This is a genomic window from Acinetobacter sp. NIPH 817, from assembly GCF_000368405.1.
Taxonomy (GTDB): Bacteria; Pseudomonadota; Gammaproteobacteria; order Pseudomonadales; family Moraxellaceae; genus Acinetobacter.
Genome location: NZ_KB849420.1, coordinates 639,530 through 659,360 on the forward strand (window position 1 = coordinate 639,530; position 19,831 = coordinate 659,360).

19 protein-coding genes and 1 pseudogene are annotated in these 19,831 nt (G+C 36.4%); 14 read left to right on the forward strand and 6 right to left on the reverse strand.

The window, feature by feature from the left end:
• Nucleotides 1–27: 27 nt before the first annotated feature.
• The 4 genes from F968_RS06720 (at nt 28) to F968_RS06740 (ending at nt 4,748) form a co-directional block, all read left to right on the forward strand.
• On the forward strand, nt 28–390 hold the full coding sequence (locus F968_RS06720; RefSeq protein WP_004791531.1) for a hypothetical protein: 363 nt from the start codon (nt 28–30) through the stop codon (nt 388–390).
• 251 nt (nt 391–641) lie between these two features.
• Complete coding sequence (locus tag F968_RS06730; protein ID WP_004791533.1) at nt 642–3,281, forward strand: bifunctional aconitate hydratase 2/2-methylisocitrate dehydratase; 2,640 nt, start codon at nt 642–644, stop codon at nt 3,279–3,281.
• 251 nt (nt 3,282–3,532) lie between these two features.
• Nucleotides 3,533–4,426 carry a DUF4062 domain-containing protein gene (locus F968_RS06735; RefSeq protein WP_252511794.1) on the forward strand — a complete coding sequence of 298 codons (894 nt, stop codon included), beginning with the start codon at nt 3,533–3,535 and terminating at the stop codon, nt 4,424–4,426.
• Between the two features lie 100 nt (nt 4,427–4,526).
• On the forward strand, nt 4,527–4,748 hold the full coding sequence (locus tag F968_RS06740; protein WP_004791537.1) for a hypothetical protein: 222 nt from the start codon (nt 4,527–4,529) through the stop codon (nt 4,746–4,748).
• 83 nt (nt 4,749–4,831) lie between these two features.
• Here the strand turns inward: F968_RS06740 and F968_RS06745 are convergent.
• Nucleotides 4,832–6,267 (reverse strand): annotated as a pseudogene (locus F968_RS06745) (DASS family sodium-coupled anion symporter).
• Between the two features lie 660 nt (nt 6,268–6,927).
• Here F968_RS06745 and F968_RS06750 point away from each other — a divergent pair.
• Together F968_RS06750 and F968_RS06755 are read left to right on the forward strand one after the other, a co-directional pair.
• A complete protein-coding gene (locus F968_RS06750; protein ID WP_004791543.1) occupies nt 6,928–7,362 on the forward strand; it encodes a hypothetical protein in 435 nt (144 codons plus the stop codon).
• 119 nt (nt 7,363–7,481) lie between these two features.
• A complete protein-coding gene (locus tag F968_RS06755; protein ID WP_004791545.1) occupies nt 7,482–8,465 on the forward strand; it encodes an ion transporter in 984 nt (327 codons plus the stop codon).
• A gap of 26 nt (nt 8,466–8,491) precedes the next feature.
• On the opposite strand, the gene F968_RS06760 is transcribed toward F968_RS06755, so the two are convergent.
• Nucleotides 8,492–9,691: an MFS transporter gene (locus F968_RS06760; RefSeq protein ID WP_004791547.1), complete on the reverse strand. Its 1,200-nt coding sequence runs from the start codon at nt 9,689–9,691 to the stop codon at nt 8,492–8,494.
• Between the two features lie 242 nt (nt 9,692–9,933).
• Between F968_RS06760 and F968_RS06765 the strand changes: the two genes are divergently transcribed.
• Both F968_RS06765 and F968_RS06770 read left to right on the forward strand, forming a co-directional pair.
• Complete coding sequence (locus F968_RS06765; RefSeq protein WP_004791549.1) at nt 9,934–10,731, forward strand: DUF4198 domain-containing protein; 798 nt, start codon at nt 9,934–9,936, stop codon at nt 10,729–10,731.
• Between the two features lie 288 nt (nt 10,732–11,019).
• A complete protein-coding gene (locus tag F968_RS06770; RefSeq protein ID WP_002122195.1) occupies nt 11,020–11,940 on the forward strand; it encodes a LysR family transcriptional regulator in 921 nt (306 codons plus the stop codon).
• A 63-nt stretch (nt 11,941–12,003) separates the two neighbouring features.
• On the opposite strand, the gene F968_RS06775 is transcribed toward F968_RS06770, so the two are convergent.
• Nucleotides 12,004–12,456, reverse strand: a complete 453-nt coding sequence (locus F968_RS06775; RefSeq protein ID WP_004791554.1) for a DUF441 domain-containing protein — start codon at nt 12,454–12,456, stop codon at nt 12,004–12,006.
• 251 nt (nt 12,457–12,707) lie between these two features.
• Between F968_RS06775 and F968_RS06780 the strand changes: the two genes are divergently transcribed.
• Together F968_RS06780 and F968_RS06785 are read left to right on the forward strand one after the other, a co-directional pair.
• The gene (locus F968_RS06780) at nt 12,708–12,926 is read left to right on the forward strand and encodes a hypothetical protein (RefSeq protein ID WP_004791556.1); all 219 of its coding nucleotides are present in this window, start codon (nt 12,708–12,710) and stop codon (nt 12,924–12,926) included.
• A gap of 101 nt (nt 12,927–13,027) precedes the next feature.
• Complete coding sequence (locus tag F968_RS06785) at nt 13,028–13,732, forward strand: pseudouridine synthase (RefSeq protein WP_004791559.1); 705 nt, start codon at nt 13,028–13,030, stop codon at nt 13,730–13,732.
• Here F968_RS06785 and F968_RS06790 read toward each other — a convergent pair.
• From F968_RS06790 to F968_RS06800, 3 genes are all read right to left on the reverse strand, one after another.
• On the reverse strand, nt 13,725–14,168 hold the full coding sequence (locus F968_RS06790; RefSeq protein WP_002122286.1) for a GNAT family N-acetyltransferase: 444 nt from the start codon (nt 14,166–14,168) through the stop codon (nt 13,725–13,727). The two genes, F968_RS06785 and F968_RS06790, sit on opposite strands and share 8 nt — an antisense overlap.
• Before the next feature lie 98 nt (nt 14,169–14,266).
• Complete coding sequence (locus F968_RS06795) at nt 14,267–14,575, reverse strand: type II toxin-antitoxin system RelB/DinJ family antitoxin (protein WP_004791563.1); 309 nt, start codon at nt 14,573–14,575, stop codon at nt 14,267–14,269.
• A gap of 111 nt (nt 14,576–14,686) precedes the next feature.
• A complete protein-coding gene (locus F968_RS06800) occupies nt 14,687–15,595 on the reverse strand; it encodes a pseudouridine synthase (RefSeq protein WP_004791565.1) in 909 nt (302 codons plus the stop codon).
• A gap of 120 nt (nt 15,596–15,715) precedes the next feature.
• Here F968_RS06800 and tsaE point away from each other — a divergent pair, with 120 nt between their 5' ends.
• The 4 genes from tsaE (at nt 15,716) to hfq (ending at nt 19,704) form a co-directional block, all read left to right on the forward strand.
• On the forward strand, nt 15,716–16,189 hold the full coding sequence (gene tsaE / locus F968_RS06805; RefSeq protein ID WP_034596161.1) for a tRNA (adenosine(37)-N6)-threonylcarbamoyltransferase complex ATPase subunit type 1 TsaE: 474 nt from the start codon (nt 15,716–15,718) through the stop codon (nt 16,187–16,189).
• Entirely contained in the window at nt 16,182–18,137 is a 1,956-nt protein-coding gene (gene mutL / locus F968_RS06810; protein ID WP_004791569.1) for a DNA mismatch repair endonuclease MutL, read from the forward strand. The genes tsaE and mutL overlap by 8 nt, the downstream gene beginning before the upstream one ends.
• A 6-nt stretch (nt 18,138–18,143) precedes the next feature.
• Complete coding sequence (gene miaA / locus F968_RS06815) at nt 18,144–19,088, forward strand: tRNA (adenosine(37)-N6)-dimethylallyltransferase MiaA (protein ID WP_004791571.1); 945 nt, start codon at nt 18,144–18,146, stop codon at nt 19,086–19,088.
• Between the two features lie 94 nt (nt 19,089–19,182).
• The gene (gene hfq, locus F968_RS06820) at nt 19,183–19,704 is read left to right on the forward strand and encodes an RNA chaperone Hfq (RefSeq protein WP_004791573.1); all 522 of its coding nucleotides are present in this window, start codon (nt 19,183–19,185) and stop codon (nt 19,702–19,704) included.
• Nucleotides 19,705–19,831 lie beyond the last annotated feature (127 nt).

Consider the following 19,831-nt stretch of genomic DNA (forward strand, 5'->3'; position numbering starts at 1 on the left):
ATGGGCAGCAATAATTAGTGTAGTGAAATGATGAAAAAGATTTTATTGATTGCAGTGAGTTTATTCTTTGTTGGTTGTTCAGAAAAGAAACCATTAACACCTGAAGAGCAATGGCATGGCTTTTGTACTAGCGTAGGAAATGCGGCTAGAAGCATTGTTTTTGATCGTCAGCAAGCAATTGAAAAAACTCAGGCCGTTGAGCATGCAAATAAAATTGAAGATGACATTACCAAAAAGTTCATTCTTAATATTATTGACAAAGTCTATGCAATTCCAAAAGAAGAACTAACTCAAGATTCTCAAGCACTCCAAGAAAAAGTTAGAAAGCAAGCGATGGATGAATGTTTGATAACACCTCATGACAAAATGCCAAAATATAAATCGTTCTAATTGTGTAAGGTTATTGAATTTCCTCTCTTAAGGGGTATTTTTGCTCAAAAATAATCCAAATTTGGCTAATTTGTTCGTTATTTATACATGGGTATTTAGATACAAAATAATGGGCATCACGGAGAAACACCCCGTTTTCATTAACTTTTACCTTGAACTCTAGTAAACTTTTGTAGTCCATATTACTTGTGAAGCTTTTTAAGAAAGCTGGAATTTGCAAGTAATTTTTCAAAAAAAGAGGAATGAACACCGTGCTAGAAGCTTACCGCCAACACGTTGAAGAACGTGCCGCACTCGGAGTCCCACCGAAGCCACTTGATGATGCTCAAACAGCTCAGCTTGTTGAACTATTAAAAAATCCACCAGCAGGCGAAGAAGCGTTCTTGGTTGATTTGCTTGAAAACCGTGTTCCTGCAGGTGTTGACCAAGCAGCTTACGTAAAGGCAGCGTTCTTGGCAGCGATTGCAAAAGGCGAAGCAACTTCACCACTCGTTTCTAAAGAACGTGCTGTTTACTTACTAGGCACAATGCTTGGTGGTTACAACGTAGCACCACTTGTTGAGCTTCTTGACGATGCTGAACTTGCAAACCTAGCTGCTGAAGCATTAAAGAAAACACTTCTTGTATTTGATGCATTCCATGACGTAGCAGATAAAGCAAAAGCTGGTAACGCTGCGGCTAAAGCTGTTTTACAATCTTGGGCAGAAGCAGAATGGTTCACTAGCCGTCCTGATGTTCCAGAAGAAATCAAAATCACTGTGTTCAAAGTAACTGGTGAAACAAATACTGATGACTTGTCTCCAGCTCAAGATGCTTGGAGCCGTCCAGATATCCCATTACATGCAAATGCAATGTTGAAAAATGAGCGTGATGGTATCAACCCTGAAAAACCAGGTGAAGTTGGTCCATTAAGCCAAATCAAAGAACTCATCGCGAAAGGCAACCAAGTTGCTTATGTTGGTGACGTTGTTGGTACAGGTTCTTCTCGTAAATCTGCAACTAACTCTGTACTTTGGTTCTTCGGTGACGAACTTCCACACATTCCAAACAAAAAAGATGGTGGTGTGTGCTTAGGTTCTAAAATTGCTCCAATTTTCTTTAATACAATGGAAGACGCAGGTGCATTACCTGTAGAAATCGACGTTGCTAACATGAACATGGGCGACGAAGTTGTATTGAAAATTGACCACGCTGCTGCAAAAGTTACAGCTTTTAAAGATGGCGTACAAATTTCAGAAGCAGAACTTAAAACTCCAGTACTTTTAGACGAAGTACGTGCTGGTGGTCGTATTAACTTGATCATTGGTCGTGGTTTAACTACCAAAGCACGTGAAGAATTAGGTCTTGCACCTTCTACATTGTTCCGTACACCTGTACAACCTGCTGACACTGGCAAAGGCTTCACGCAAGCTCAGAAAATGGTTGGTCGAGCATGTGGTTTAGCTGAAGGCCAAGGTATTCGTCCTGGTACTTACTGTGAACCTAAGATGACTACAGTTGGTTCTCAAGATACAACTGGTCCTATGACTCGTGACGAGTTAAAAGACTTAGCGTGTTTGGGCTTCTCAGCTGACTTAGTGATGCAGTCTTTCTGTCACACTGCTGCGTATCCAAAACCAGTTGATGTAACAACTCACCATACATTACCTGACTTCATCATGAACCGTGGTGGTGTATCTTTACGTCCAGGTGACGGTATTATCCACTCTTGGTTAAACCGTATGTTACTTCCAGATACAGTAGGTACTGGTGGTGACTCACATACTCGTTTCCCAATCGGTATTTCATTCCCAGCGGGTTCTGGTCTTGTTGCGTTCGCAGCGGCAACTGGTGTTATGCCACTTGATATGCCAGAGTCTGTACTTGTTAAGTTCAAAGGTAAAATGCAACCTGGTATCACTTTACGTGACCTTGTACATGCAATTCCTTACTACGCAATTCAAGCGGGTGACTTAACTGTAGAGAAGAAAGGTAAGAAAAACATCTTCTCTGGTCGTATCCTTGAGATCGATTTATCAGAAATGGAAAATGACTTGACTGTTGAGCAAGCGTTCGAACTTTCTGATGCTTCTGCTGAACGTTCTGCTGCTGGCTGTTCAATCACACTTTCTGAAGAGAAAGTTGCTGAATACTTACGTTCTAACATCACCATGTTGAAGTGGATGATCGCAGAAGGTTATGGCGATGCTCGTACTATGGCGCGCCGTGCTGAAAACATGCAGAAGTGGTTAGACAACCCAAGCTTGTTAAAAGCGGATGCTGATGCAGAATACTTAAAAGTTTACGAAATCGATCTTGCTGACATCAAAGAACCAATTCTTTGCTGCCCGAACGATCCAGATGACGCGAAACTTCTTTCTGACGTTCAAGGCGACAAAATTGATGAAGTATTCATCGGTTCTTGTATGACGAACATTGGTCACTTCCGTGCAGCTGGTCAGTTACTTGATAAAGTACCTGGTGGTTCATTGTCTACTCGTTTATGGTTGGCTCCACCAACTCGTATGGACGAGCACCAATTAATGGAAGAAGGCTTGTATAATATCTATGGTCGTGCTGGTGCGCGTACAGAGATGCCAGGCTGTTCATTATGTATGGGTAACCAAGCACGTGTAGCGCCGAACACAACATGTGTATCGACTTCTACTCGTAACTTCCCTAACCGTTTAGGTCAAGGTGCAAACGTTTACTTAGCGTCTGCTGAGCTTGCATCTGTAGCTGCGGTTCTTGGTAAATTACCAAGCCCAGAAGAATATCAACAGTACGCGTCGCAAATCGACAGCGCTTCTGCTGACATCTACAAATACTTAAACTTCGACAAGATGAGCGAATATACTAAAGAAGCTGATCAAGTTGATACTAAGAAAATCCAAGCTGCTCAATTGACTTAATGAGCTAGGATCAAGAAAAGCCGAAAGGCTTTTCCTAGCGCAAGAGCGAATCTATGATTTGCTTGAGCAAAAAGCTAAAAATAAGGGCTGATTAATCAGCCCTTATTTTTTGTTAATGTTGTTTTTTGTAAATAAGTTCTTTAAAATTTTTATAATTAAAACTTAGATATTTATAAAATGGCTAAACCTAGAATTTTATCAGTTCTACTTATTTTGATTTACGTAATATTCGTAGTGACTTAGAGCGATATATAAAAGAAAGAAATTATGATGCTATATTGAACGAAAAAGGACACATTGCGTATTCTAATACAAAAAGATTAGAGGAATACTGTTATAAAGAGATAGCGAATTGTGATATTTTAATTTCAATTATAGGTGGAAGATTTGGTTCTAATGCTTTTGAAACAGATGGCTATTCAATCTCACAAAAAGAATTAAAAACAGCGTTTGACCAAGGAAAGCAAGTTTATATATTTATTGAAAAATCAGTACTTCATGAATATAGAACTTACGAGAAAAATAAAGACGATATCTCTATTTTGGAAAAAATAAAATTTTCAGCTGTTGATAACATAAAGATATATGAGTTTTTAGATGAAGTTTTTAGCTTACCGGTAAATAATCAATTTACAGGATTTGAAACATCAAATGATATTATCTACTATTTGCAAGAGCAATGGGCGAGCTTATTCCAAAGCTTATTGCAAGATGCCTCGAAGCAAAAAGACATAAAATTAATTGAAGAGATGAGAGATAGTTTTAAGACATTAAAACAGTTGGTTACTTATTTAGCTAACGAAAAAGAAAAAGGTCACGCTGCTGTTAATGAAATTTTATTTGCCAATCATCCTTTATTTAATAAGATTAAAACAGCATTAAATACTAAGATGCGTATTTATTTTACGAATATTGAAGAATTAGAAAATACTATGAGTGCATTTGGTTATCTATTTGATGACCATCCTTTCTATGAGGAAAGTTATAAATGGCATTATAAAAATAAGACAATAGTAGTGGCGCAAAAACTATTTTCGCCAGAGGGTAAGTTAATTCCTATGGATATAAGTCAATGGGATGATGATGACTTAAAAGTTCTAGTTCATCAGTCTAATTTTGCTCTGGAGGATGATTTACCTTTTTGATGTAATATAAAAGTTCAATATATTTGTAATACTTTACATTTTTTCAAATATATTGTTGGATCTATGAAAAACTGAACGATTTAAAAAGTTGAAGTGAAAAATGGCGAAACAATCGCGTTTCTTATGTATTGGTGGATTTCTTAACGGTTCTGCTGTTAAAGATCAAGGTGATAGTTTTATCTGTGTCGAAAATAACAAACAAGTAGCCTATCACAAAAAGGAAATCTTCCATCCAGATTCGTGGGATCAAGATTACTACGTCTGCGAAATGACAACAGACCAACAAGCACGAAATTGGGTTTATGATATCAAGCCCGATTAATTAAACAGATGTAATTTAGTACTTTTTAAAGTAAATATATGAAAAAGCCCCATCACAAGGGGCTTTTAAAAACTAAAATAATTCTACCAATAACCCAACACTTTCCACCAAAGTCCGCCAATCACCACAAAAATGATGATATTAACCACGCTCATGACAAAGCCAGCTTTCCACCATTCACCGAGTGTGGTGTAACCCGAGCCAAACACAACAGGGGAAGTGCCAGTTGCATAGTGGGTTAAGGTCATCATAATGCTTGAGGCTGCTGCCATCATTAAAGCAAACAACATTGGCGGTGCACCAAGTGCAAGTCCTGCCGTATAAAAGGCTGCAAACATGGCAGTAATATGTGCCGTAGTGCTAGCAAACATATAATGTGCATACAAATAGGCGAGCATTAATAATAGACAAGCAGGCATCCAGCTTAGTCCTAAATGACCAATACTGGTTTCTAACACACTCGAGAACCACGTGATTAAACCAAGCTTATTTAAATAAGTTGCCATCATGACTAAAGCTGCGAACCAAGTAATCGTATCCCATGCGTTCTTTTGCGTAAGAATATCATCCCAAGTTAAAACACCTGTAAGTAGCAATAATCCTAAACCAATAAAAGCAGTCGTCGTTGGATCAACAGCCCAAGCAGATCCCAAAATCATGGCGGGAATCCCTGCCCATAGCATCAATAAAATACCGAATACACCAAGCATGATAATTTCATTTTTACTGACTGGGCCCATTTCTTTTAATTTACTTTTAGCAAACTGAGCTGCATTAGGCATTTCTTTGACTTCGGGTGGATACATCAAATACATAATCAAAGGCATAATAATTAATGCAATCAAACCCGGCAGTAACATTGCCAGTGCCCAAGTACTCCAACTTAAAGAAATTTCACTATTGGTCGCCTTTGCCACTAAATCAACGACTAATGGGTTAGGGGCAGTTGCCGTAATAAACATTGCAGAGGTAATCGGGTTGGCTTGGTAGTTAACCAATGACAGATATTTTCCCATCCGACCTTCGGTACCTTTAGCAGGATCAGAATCATAACTAGTAGAAATTGCCAGTACAATCGGATGAATTATTCCGCCACCATGAGCCGTATTACTTGGCGTTACAGGGGCGAGAATGAGTTCTGAAAGTACCATGCTATAGCCAGTCCCAATGGTTTTCTTGCCCCAAACTGCGATGAATAAATAGCCTAATCGTGCACCCAATCCAGTTTTTTGCAAACCTTTAGAGATCATGATAGAAATACCAATCAACCAGATGAGTGGGTTAGCAAAGCTACTAAGCGCATCTTGAATGGCACCGCTTGGGTAGCGACTAAAGTTATTGCAATAATGGCAATGGCACCAATTGGCATCGCTTTACCGATGATTGCGGCAATTACACCGACAAACATTGCTAGCAAATGCCAAGCATCAGGATCAACACCATTTGGTACAGGAATAACGAACCAGATTAACAATGTAATAAATAAAGAAATAAGTGTAGGGAGGGCTTTAAATCCCATGTAATTTCCCCTTGTTTTCATATGATTAAAAATTAAAGCTCTTTATGAGTAAATCGCTAAAGACATAAGTATTAAAGTTCTATTATCGATTAAATGATTCAAGAATTCAAAAAATAACAAGCGATAAGTACTAACTTTCATTTCTATGAAAACATCATTCTTTTAAGTTAAATATTTCTTAATTTAAGCCTAAATTGTTAAGTTTTTCTGAACTTTTAGTTCTGAAATGGATTTCAGAATGATAAATTCTTTGTATAGATATCAGTCTAATAAATAGTACTTAGTATGGTTAATTTTAAAGAAAGCTATAAAGATATCTTATTAAATTAATATATTCTAATACTAATTTTTAGAAAATATTAAAGATCAAAAAATAAATTATATATCTAGATTAAGGTGTAACAGGTGTAAAAAATTATTAAATAAAATAACTTAGATATAATGTTGGATAAAAATTGGTCTTTTTGAATTATTGATTTTATTAAAAGCGTGAAATGAGTCATAAGTTTATTTAAAAACGTTAAATATATCATTTTAAATTTTGATATATATAAAATTGAATATAGTAGTAGTAATTAACTGGTTTTTTGTTTTAAAATAATTAAACGAACTTAAAAATAATTAAAAAAAATATGGGTATTTTATATAGGGAATTTGAGAATGCTAAAGACAATAGTTGAATTTAAATTTGATGATTATCAACTATATGAACAAAAAATGCACTCTAACGAAGGAGGGATTTTAGTTCAAAAAACTGAAGACATCGCGCAATATATTTTCAGTATATTGAGAAATAGATATCATTTAAATGTAGAACTATATAGTGAAAATTGGGGATGGCAAATTGAAATTCCATTGCCTGAAATAACGATGTATCTTGGAATAAGTGTCTATGAAGAATATAGAAATGGATTCGCAATTTTTATTTCACCGAATACACCTATTTTAAGAAAATTTTTATTTCGAAAAATTGATATTACCCATCATATTATGGTGCTGCAAAATTATATAAATATTATCTTAAAATCACATCCGGGAATCTATGATGTGATGTGGTGGAAAGAAAATGAATTCCGATGTGTAGCGGCGAGCTGAAGTAGAAAAATATAAAATTTTAATTACCGAAGCGTGTTAAGGAAAATTTATTGAAGACCGTATTGGTGAATAGGCAGTGAAAGCTTACTATATCTTCAATATCAAGTGGTCAGATCAATATGCAAAATTCAGCGTTGAAGGGATTGCGTAAGTTTTTCTATAATAATCTTCATAATCATGACTATGAAACTACGGTAAGTAGATGTATTAATTATTTTTTAGTTGTTTTAATTATTGGTAATGTCGCTGCCGTTTTATTAGAAACAGTAAATGATTTGTACACAAGTTATCGTGTTTGGTTTGACTATTTTGAAGTTATTTCTATTGCAATTTTTAGTATTGAATATTTATTGAGATTGTGGAGTATTGCAGATCGAGATACGACACAATCCGCATGGAAAACTCGCTTGAATTGGATGAAAAGTGGGGAAGCAATTATTGATTTGATGGCAATTTTACCTGCCTATCTCAATTTCTTTGTACGAATTGATCTTCGTATGCTAAGAATCTTACGTTTACTTCGCCTATTAAAATTAACACGGTATTTTATATCACTACAGATATTGTTATGTGTGATTAAACGTGAAAAGGGTTCTTTTCAAGCAGTTATCTTTATTTTAATTATTATGATTATTATGACTGCTTCTGGAATTTATGTGGTTGAAAACAAGGCTCAACCAGAAGCTTTTAGTTCAATACCTAAATCTATGTGGTGGGCTGTAGTGACTTTAACCACAGTGGGTTATGGCGATGTAACACCAGTGACCAGTTTAGGAAAGTTACTGGGGGCACTCATTACAATTTTGGGTGTTGGTATTGCGGCTTTACCAGCTGGTATTTTGGCGTCTGGACTTGCAAATGAGCTTAATCAACGTAATCAGAGACTAGAGCAAGAGTTTCGTGAGTTACTTCAAGCACAAGGCATTGATATTTTACATGATGAAATTGAAATAGAGCGGGTCCGTCAAAAAGTAGGATTACCAAAAGAGCAAGCGCATAATTTAATTATTCAAATTATGCGTGAAAAAGTATTAGAGGAAGAGGAGTCGGCTCGAGAGAAAAAATGTTATTGCCCACACTGTGGTGGAAGGCTAACTGATTAGAAAAAATAAGTTAGCCTTTTCTTTAATTAAGCTTTTTTGCTGGCTTTTTCTACTGCAAATGCAATAAGTAAAATGATAAGACCGCCAAGGCTTAAAACAAAACCTACCCAGATTGGTGCGATCCAGCCCATTTGGTGGCTGAGTACCCATCCCCCTAAAAATGCACCTAATGCATTGGCCATATTAAAGGCAGAGTGGTTGAGTGATGCTGCTAATGTTTGGGCATCGCCTGCAACATCCATTAGACGGGTTTGCAAAGCTCCGCCTAATCCCATTACGGTGAGGCCAATCAAAAATAATGAAGCAATAGCACTATAGATATTACTCATTAAGAAACTGGCAACAACAAAAGCGATTGCTGAACTAATTAATACACCTACAATCGTTTTGTTTAGGTTTTTATCTGCAAGCCATCCCGCTGCTAAGCCACCAATAACCATACCGATACCCCAGATAGCTAAAGCGATAGGGACAATTTGGATATTAACTTTTGTATATTCAGTCAAAATTGGTGAGACATAACTATAAACAGAAAACATGCCTCCAAAACCGATAGCACCTACTGCTAGTGTTAACCACATGTTGATATTTTTAAGACCAGCTAATTCTGTTTTTATACTGGCAGTAGCTTGGACTGGAATATTGGGTACAAAAAAGCCAACAGCAATTAAAGTGACGAAAGCAAAGGTTGCTGAAAACTCAAAACCAGCTCTCCAGCCAAAATTTTGACCTAACCACGTCGCGAGAGGAACGCCAATTACAGTTGCGACTGTAAGACCCATCATCATTTGGGCAACTGCAGAAGCTCTTCTTGATGGGCCAGCGAGTTCTGCTGCAACTAATGCACCTACTCCAAAATATGCTCCGTGTGGTAAACCTGCAATGAAACGTGAGATTAAAACAGTTTCGGGGGTATGAGCTAAAGCGGTAAAGGCATTAGCTACACCATAAAAAAGCATTAAGCAAAGTAATAAAGTTTTTCTCGGAACTTTGGCGCCGAGAATAGCAATGATAGGAGCGCCAATAACTACACCTAATGCGTAAGCACTAATAAAGTGACCAGCTTCAGGTACAGTAATATTTAAGTTATTTGCAATTTCTTGAATCAGTCCCATTGCGACGAATTCGGTAGTTCCAATACAAAAACCACCTACAGCGAGAGAGAAAATTGCTAAAAAGAGTGAATAGTGTTGATGTGTAGAAAGAGGAGATTGTGGGGACGCCATAATAAGTTGAGGAAAGACACAAAAAAGAGAAGTATAAGGGAAAAGAGAACAGAATAATAAAAAACTAAATTAATGAGAAAATGATTACATATTTAAATGAGGTAAATTTAAATTTTCACGTTTTGATCTATAAATAATAAAAAATAACGAATGATAATAAGAATTATTTTTATTTGTGTATACTGTATCCGCTTATATTTTGTCTGATTTTTTCACTTTGCATACAACAGGATTTTGTAATAATGAATAGATTTCTAATGACGTCACTTGCATTGATATGTACAACAGGCTTTGCTCACGAACCTTATGTAGCACCTGTAGCTTATAAAACTGAACAGACTCAAGTAACTGTAATTGCTGGTTATGCTGAAGAAGCATTAAATAGTGAATATGCTTTAAAGGATGCCAAGCTTACTGTAATTACACCTAAAAATGAGCTTAAAACCATCAACTCAGAAGCTGTACATAAGTCTGTAACTGTTTTTGATATAGACCTACCTGAAGAAGGCACATACATTGTTCAAACTCAGGCGAGTTATCCTTTAAAATATGTATATGACCAAAAAGAATGGCATCTATTTGTTGATATGCCAGCTGATAAAGCTCCACCGAAAGCAGAACGTGAATATTTGATTCCGACTGACCTTGAAACAAAAACAATTAAACCAGAGCAAGTAACACGTGAGTGGATATTGCAGAGTTATCTTTCTAAGGGAAAAGTTTCAGATATTCAGCTTCCTAATACACCGATTAAAGTTAGTTTCTCCGTACATCCAAACCAAATTAAAGCTGCTCAACCAGTTAAATTAGCTATAACTGAAAAGGGCCAGCCTTTAGCTTATGCTGAAGTTAATTTAAGAGAAAAGGGTGCAACTGACAAACAAGTAAAGCAGTTTAAGGCAGAAAAGAATGGTCAGGTTGAGCTTAGATTTCCAAAAGCTGGAGAGTACTTAGTAGAAGTAACAGCTCCCCTAAACTTGAAAGTAAAACCTAAAAACCAGAGTTATACGATTATTAGCTTAAATGTATTAGCACAGTAATTTTTAATGTTTTAAAAAATAGACCTTTATGAGGTCTATTTTTGTTTTTCATACTTTTTTTAATCACTTTAAAAACTTTATGAGATCGTTTTAATTTCCCTTCATTTTTAAAGATACCTAAATTCATCCCAAGCAAAAATAGTGAAATAAAATTCATGTTGAGACAAACTAACTAATTTTGTGTTAAAGTGAATAAAATTCATTAATGCAGATTTATCGAAAGTTTTATGGAAAAGTAAAGATGAGCTTTATCCATTTGTAGATAAATCTCTTTTTTAGGCTTGGCCCATGTTAGAAATTCGTCACCTTAAAACTTTAGTTGCTTTACGCGAGCATGGTTCATTAGTTTCGGCAGCAAATGACCTTTGTTTAACGCCATCTGCCATTTCCCATCAATTAAAAGAATTAGATCATTGGTATGGGGTAGAGGTTGTTAATCGTCGAAGTAGACCTGTTAGTTTTTCTAATGTTGGACAGCGCTTATTAAAGTTAGCTGATGATGTTTTGCCACAAATTCAGATTACCCACAGTGATATCACGCGTATTGTGCATGGACAGACCGGCAGAATTATTTTTTCATCGGAATGCCATAGTTGTTTTGACTGGTTAATGCCTTTATTAAATCAGTATCGCCAGCAATACCCAGATGTAGATTTAGACTTCGCTTCAGGTTTTGAAGCCAATCCGCATGAACTCTTACAAAATGCTGAATTTGATTTGCTGATTACAGCAGACCCAATTGCATTAAAAGGAATTGAGTATTTTCCGATTTTTGAATACGAATCACGGTTAGTCTTATCAAATACTCATCCTTTGGTGCGGGCTGAGAATATTACAGTTCAAGAGTTGGCCGAAGAGGTTTTAATTACTTATCCAGTTGATAAGCACCGTTTAGATATCATGTCTAAACTTTTCATTCCTGCGAATATTCAGCCTAAGCAAATACGAACAACAGATTTAACCCAAATGCTTATTCAACTTGTTGCAAGTGGACGAGGTATTGCTGCTTTACCTGATTGGGTAGTAAATGAATATGAACAAAAGGGGTGGGTCACAAGCCGTCGTTTAGATTGTGTTTCTCCTACAGGTTTAAGACGAACTTTATATGCGGGTTATCGAACTGAAGAAAAAGAGAAAAGTTATTTTGAAGGATTTTTAAAGCAGTTAGAAAAGTTTTCTTTAAAACGAAATGCCTATTATTCTGGCTAAAAAAAATAATTTAGCCTAAGTGTTAAAAAGGTGCTTAATTGCACCTTTTTTAATATCGACTTCTTATTTACCAATAAATAAAGAGAGTAAGCCTGCTGCAATCAGAGGGCCGACCGGTACACCACGAAGTAGAGCAACACCAGCAACCGTACCAATCAATAAACCTGCAACCACATCAGGTTGGCTTGACATTAGTTTTACTCCACGACCACCCAACCAAGCGACTAATAAGCCAATTGCAATAGCCAAAAGTGATTTAAAACTAACAAATGATTTTAAAATACTCTCCCCACTGAGCTTCCCACTGGCAATTGGAGTAAGGACACCAATCGTTAAAATAAGAATTCCTAAATTAAGACCGTGAGCTTGAATATAGGGAAAAAACTCATTTAATGGCGTAATTTTAACGACAATGAGCACACCGGCTGCAATCGTTACAGCTGCATTTTGACTTAATAAGCCGCAGATCAACAGAACGAGTAGAACAACTAAATTAACATCAAATTGGGCAAGCATGGGGAGTGCAGAGGAAGTAAATAAATGGAATTGTATAATATTTAAGACACGTAATGTGAACGCTTTAAAAGATATAGCCGATTTCAAATCTTATTTTTACGAATAAATGATTGTATATCTCTCAATCCTAAAGAGTTTTAATTTCTGGTTACGCTTGGAAACAATGTTATATAAATTAACAAGTTAAAAAATTTAGTTTTTAAAAATTGTGATATAAAAATAGTCATTACTCATGAGTACAGGACAGATTTATGGACATTATTGATATCAAAATCAAAGATCAGTTTGACCAGATTCATGATGCAAAAGCGCAACTAAAGAAAAATTTAGTTGAACATGAGAATGAATCGTTAAAGCTGAGCCAACGTATTGAACATATTATTGTTGATAATGAAATTATTTTGCCTACTACCGAATTATTATTTGAAAGTGAGCAGAACGAAAATATTTATCGAGTAGTTGAAGAATAGTGTGTGAGTTGAATGAAGTAAATGTAAAGAGCTGCTCGTAGCGTTTAGTAAAAAGTGGAAACTACGTTAAAATAACAGCTTAGTTCTAATGAGAAAACTTCATGCTGCTGGAAAAAATTTTACAATCACAAGGGTTTGGTTCACGTAAATATTGTCAGCAGTTAATAAAAAACGGATCTGTAAGTATTGATGGAGAGGTTGCAGATGATCTCAAAAAGCAATTCTCTCCAGAAAATTTAGAGTTTTCTCTATTTGGGGAAAATTATCAATATCGAGAAAAAGTTTACCTTGCTCTAAAAAAACCAAAAGGTTTTGAGTGTTCACACCAGCCTCATCATCATCAAAGCGTATTTAGCCTCTTACCAGAAATTATGATTCAACGTGGTGTGCAGGCTATTGGTCGTTTAGATCAAGATACGACGGGCTTACTTTTACTTACCGATGACGGTAAATATCTTCAAGCTTTAACTCATCCTCGTAAACATGTACCAAAGGTTTATCATGTTTCGACTATAGATCCAGTTACACCTGAGCAAATTGAAATGTTGAGCCAAGGCGTAAATTTGCATCAAGAAAAAGGTGTTTTTGCTGCAACAGATGTTGAGATATTAGAAACGCATCAATTAACTATGACGATTCATCAAGGTGTTTATCATCAAGTAAAAAGAATGATTGCAGCTGTAGGAAATAAGGTAGAAGCATTACATCGCCATCAAGTAGGGCAATTGGTTTTACCTGAACTTGAAGATGGTGAGTGGGTTTATTTATCTGAACAACAAAAACAGCTCGCTCAAAATATCATTTAAGAAAACAATGGAAGGTTTGGAACTCACTATCTCGAATAAATCCCATTTGTTCATATAAACGATGAGATTCATGGTTGTTACTTTGAGTTTCCAAACTAATCCGCAAAGCATTTTCTTGTTTTGCAAATAAGATTGCTGTATCGATTAGCTGTTTAGCGGAACCTTGACGACGAAAAACGGGCGTAACATATACATCATCTAAAATATAATAAGTTGAACAAGCAACTGAAGAAAAACCTAAATAGAGTAAAATAAAACCCGTGATTTTATCGTCTTTAATATGAATGAAGAACACACTTTCTCTATTTTCAAAACGTTGTTTAAGGAAGTGAAGTGATTCATTAAAATTAGAAGAGGCCCCATAAAATTGGCGATATTCATCAAATAAAACGGCGAGTTGCTCTAAATCTTCAAAAGTCGCTCGTCTAACGATCATTTGGCACTCCTTGTAACTTATCATTATGTTTTTACAAAGAGAGCATAACGAAAAAAACAGCTTTTTGACGTTAAAACTTGTTTATAAATGCAACAGTGTTAAGTTTTGTCGCTTTCACCAAGAAGTGCATTAAGTTCTTCAAATAAATCTTCATGGTCATCATCTTCAGTTAAAGTTGATGGATTTTGGTTCAATGAAGATGCTTTTGCTTTTCTCAGCTTTAATAATTGTTCCATATTAATATTCTGATTTTCGATAGCAAAAGGAATAGATTTAGTTAATACGACCTGTTTAAAAAAAAGTCGTACTGCTTGGGCAGGGGTAATTCCCAGTTGTTTAAAAACAGCAAAAGCCTGCTTTTTTTCTTGGGAGTCAAGTCGAACCTGATAAACTTCTGTTTTTCGCATGAATAACAAAACCAAATGATTTTTAATTTTTAGGAATTTATTTTAAACCATCGCAATGTAATTTCAATGCTTTTTGGCATAAAAAATAATCTTTTTGTCATTACGGTTACATTACAATGTCAATTCAAACTCAGAATTGAAAGACATTCCCTCTTTTGTGAGGGGATCTATAAATGAAATGTGCTTAGCTAGCAGCTGTAATGGTTCAGAGAAATCATCTTCTGCCTTGTGTTGAACTACTGGATAAAATGGATCATTTTTAATCGGAATTTCTAAGTAATTAAGATGCACCCGGAGTTGGTGCTGTTTGCCTGTTGTCGGTGTTAAGCGATATTTTGCCCAAATCTGGTTATGCTCGATAAGCTCAATATAAGTCTCGGTATTTGTTTTTGCATTTTCTATAACTTGCATAGTGTAAAAAGGATGACCTTTATCTAAATGCAAATGTAATGTCTGAGGGAAATTTAAATCTTTTTTATAAGGTGCAACAGCGTGATAAATTTTATTGACTTGGCGCTCTGCAAATAATTGTTGGTAAATACCACGCGACTCAACCCGTTTGCAAAATAGAACAACACCAGCAGTTTCACGGTCTAGACGATGAATAGGGGTTAAAAATTCATTGCCTGTTTGTTTTTTAAGACGGACTAAAAGTGTTTCTTGAACATATTGTCCAGTCGGGCTAATTGTTAAAAAATGGGGTTTATCGGCCACCAGTAAATCATCATTCTCAAATAAAATCCGATGTTCAAATGGAACATGTGGTTCATAAGCCAGAAATCGATAATAAAAAATATGGGTATTACTTTGGTATGGACTGTCTAATGTTAGTTTTTGTCCATTTGCGCCATAAATAAGTCCATCTTGAAATCGTTGTTGCCACTCTTGCACTTTAATATGTTGGAAATGTTGGCATAGATACTCATAAATCGTTTGAGTATTTGTGTGTGCAGGAAGATAGACTTGGCTTGCGCTTACACCATCAATCATAGGTGGCAAAAAATCGTTCGGACTAGACATAAAAAAGTGTAAATATGTAAGAAAATTGATATAAAAAAAGCCAACTTCTAGGGCTTAAGTAGGCTTTTAAGGCAGGGCAATGTTATCATATCGATTATTTCGAATCATGTTATGTGTGCTATGTCGTATTCATTGAAATTGGTCTTAAATCATGAAGAAGATACTGAGCGTTTAGCTCAAGCTTTGGCGCAGCATGTTCAGTCGGGTGTAATTTATTTAATTGGGGATCTAGGTGCGGGTAAAACCACACTTACGCGCTATTTCTTACAGGCATTGGGCCACAAGGGCTCTGTTAAAAGTCCAACTTATACACTCGTTGAACCCTATAAAATTAATAATAAAGAAATTTTTCATTTTGACTTATATCGTTTGAATGATCCGTACGAACTTGAATTAATGGGAATCCGTGATTATTTAGATATCACAGACGCATTATTTTTATTTGAATGGCCATCAAAAGGTGGCGATGAAATTCCAGAGGCCAATATCATTATTGATATTCAAAAGTCAGATGATGAGTTGAGCCGTTTAGTAACCCTAACGTTACCTACAGAACATTTGTATCAGACTTTGCAGGAACAGCTTCATGACTGATGAAAAGCTAACACAACGTCGTATCCATACATTAGACGCAGCGTTAGCCAACCAGATTGCTGCTGGTGAGGTGATTGAGCGTCCTTCATCTGTTGTTAAAGAATTATTAGAAAACTCTATCGATGCTGGTGCAACTGAACTCATTGTGCGAATTGCTCAAGGTGGTTCGACCCTAATAGAGATTATTGATAATGGGCATGGTATTCATTCTGAAGATTTAGCACTAGCTGTTATGCGTCATGCCACAAGTAAAATTAAAACGGCAGAAGATTTACACGCTATTGTAAGTCTAGGATTTCGCGGGGAGGCACTTGCTTCGATTGCCGCTGTTTCAAGATTGACATTGACGAGTAGTCAAGATGAAAGTGGGATCGGCCATCAGGTTGAAGTAAACGGCACAGCATTTGATCATCAAGAAGTACAAGCTGTTGCTGCTCAAAAGGGAACCCATATACGTGTTCAGGACTTATTTTTTAATGTTCCTGCACGACGTAAATTTTTAAAAAAACCAACCACTGAATTTGGTCATATTGAAGAAATTGTACGTCGTCTGGCTTTAACACATTTTGATATACGTTTTGTACTCGAGCATAACGATAATATTCGGATTAATTTACCAATAGCCGATAGCGGTGAATTAAGATTTCAGCGTGTACAGCAATTATTGGGTCAACAGTTTGTTCAAAATGCTTACTGGATAGATGCTGACAGTATCAACATGCGTTTGTCGGGTTGGTTAGGACATCCTTCAGATGCACGTGCTCAAGCAGACTTACAATATGTCTATGTAAATGGCCGAATTGTGAAAGATAAAACCATTTCACATGCTTTACGAATGGCTTATGACGGTATTTTACATGGTCATCAGCATTCATCTTATTTACTTTTCTTAGAAGTTGATCCTGAAAATATTGATGTTAACGTTCATCCAACCAAACATGAGATTCGTTTTCTAAATCAACGCGAAGTACATGAGTTTGTAAGACATTACGCTAAAGAAACCCTAGCACAATTTCAGACAGCGAGTGCTGATTTAGCCCAAGCTATGAAGGTGGACGATACTCAGGCCTCATGGGTACAACCTCAGCCTAAATATCAAGAACAATTCACATTGCATCGTACAGAGCAAGCTGTTGATACAACACTAGACAAGCCGAGTAGTTATCAGCCGTCTACTGAACTTTTAACTGATTTTAACGACAGTCGTCCACAAGCTGTTCACTATGCAGAACAAACTCCAAAATATAATGGTTCTGCGCAGTTAAATAATGCCTTAAAGACTTACTTGGCTCCATTACGTGATCAACCTGCTGCCAATTTTTCAGTTGATGAAAATATTGAGCCTGTTGCTAAAGTCGATGAATTTCCATTAGGTATCGCAATTGCTCAACTTCATGGAATTTATATTTTAGCCCAAAATACCGAAGGGCTTATTATTGTTGATATGCATGCGGCACATGAGCGTATTTTATTACAACAAATGAAAAATGCTTGGGATAAACCTGAATTTTGGACATCTCAGCAGTTACTTATACCTAAAGTCATTTCTATTAGCCGTATGCAGGCCGTTAGGGTAGAGGAGTTAAAACCTCAACTTGAGCGCTTAGGTTTGGAAATTGATTTATATGGCGGTGAGCAAGTTATTGTTCGCGGTGTGCCTGCCATATTACAAAAAGCTGATTTTGAAAATCTTATTCCAGAACTTTTAAATGATTTAGATCCAAATGATGAGGCACAAGGGTTACTTCAAAAAAGAGACGAGTTATTAGCTGGAATGGCATGTCATGGTGCAGTGCGTGCACATCGACAACTCAGCCTTTCAGAAATGAATGCTTTACTTCGTCAAATGGAACAAACTGAATTTGCGAGCCAATGTAACCATGGGCGGCCGACTTGGCGTGCATTTCCATTATCTCAATTAGATAAATTATTTGCTCGAGGAGAGTAGTTTTACATGTCAAATCAATTGCCCGTCATCAATTTAATGGGACCAACTGCAAGCGGAAAAACCGCTTTGGCATGTGAATTATATGAGCGTGGAAATTTTGAGCTAATTTCTGTTGATTCTGCACTCGTTTACAAAGATATGGATATCGGCACGGCTAAACCAACGCGTGAAGAGCAAGCGCTCTATCCTCATTATCTGATTGATATTATTACGCCTCTTGAAGTTTATTCAGCTGCTCAGTTTGTTGAAGATGCATGTAAGTTAATTGATGATATGCATTCACGCGGTAAGACTCCTATTCTGGTAGGAGGCACCATGTTGTACTTTAAGGCATTATTAGAAGGGTTGTCTGGTAATTTGCCGAGTGCTGATGCTCAAGTTCGCGCAGCAATTGAAGAAAAAGGTTTAAATGAAGGCTGGCAAGCCGTTTATGATGAGTTGGTTTCTGTAGATCCTGCTGCAGCTATAAAATTTAATGTGACTGATAAGCAAAGGATTATTCGAGCATTAGAAGTTTATAAGATTACGGGTGAACCAATTACTAAATTGCAGGCAGAACAACCAAAAAACGTACCATATCGATACATATTTCATAATTATGCTTTACTTCCAGATCGGGTAGAATTACATCAACGCATTGAGCAAAGATTAAGCAAAATGTGGGATATCGGTTTTTTGAGTGAAGTTGAAGCTCTAATTGAAAAATACGATTTAGATGAAAATTTACCCTCAATGCGTTCAGTGGGTTATCGACAAGCACTAGAATTTCTATTAAAAAGTGACTTAAGTCTCAAAAGTAAACGTGAAATGGAGGATAAAGCTTTATTTGCAACACGACAACTTGCCAAACGTCAATATACGTGGTTACGTTCTTTGCAAGAAATACACGATTTTAAAACTTACTTGACGATAAAGCAGGCGAAAGAAGACTTGCGAAACTCTTATGGATAAAGCAAAATTTGCACACTGTCTTTTTATAATTTTTAGTTGAAAAATAAAGATAGTTTTTTTGCGCTGATTTAAAAATTTTTTTTTGGAGTTAAAAATGTCTAAAGGTCAAACTTTACAAGATCCGTTCTTAAATTCTCTCCGTAAAGAACGTATCCCTGTTTCTATTTTCCTTGTGAACGGTATTAAATTACAGGGTCATATTGAATCTTTTGACCAATATGTTGTTTTATTAAAAAATACAGTAAGTCAAATGGTTTACAAACACGCTATTTCAACTGTTGTTCCAGCTCGTAACCCACGTCCAGCAGGCGCGCAAGGTACAGGCTTCCCAGCACAAGGTGGCACACAAGGCGGCTTCGGTGGTCAACCTACTGGTGGCTTTGGTGGCGGTCAAGGCGGTGGCTTTGGTGGCGGTCAAGGTGGTGGCTTTGGTGGTAGTCAAGGCGGCTTCGGCGGTCAAGGCGGCTTCGGTGGTCAAGGCGGCGGCTTCGGTGGTCAAGGTGGCTTCGGTGGTCAAGGCGGTTTCGGTGGTCAAGGCGGTTTCGGTGGTCATCAAGGTGGTTTTGACAACGATACTAAATTTGAAGATGGTCAAGAAGACGAAAATAATCGTTAATTGAAATCTAAAAAGAAGCCAGTCAGATAATGACTGGCTTTTTTTATGTTTATTTATAAATTAATTTAAAATATTTGATTCAACAGTAGTCGTAATTTGATCATTATGGCTGATATATCTAAATAAA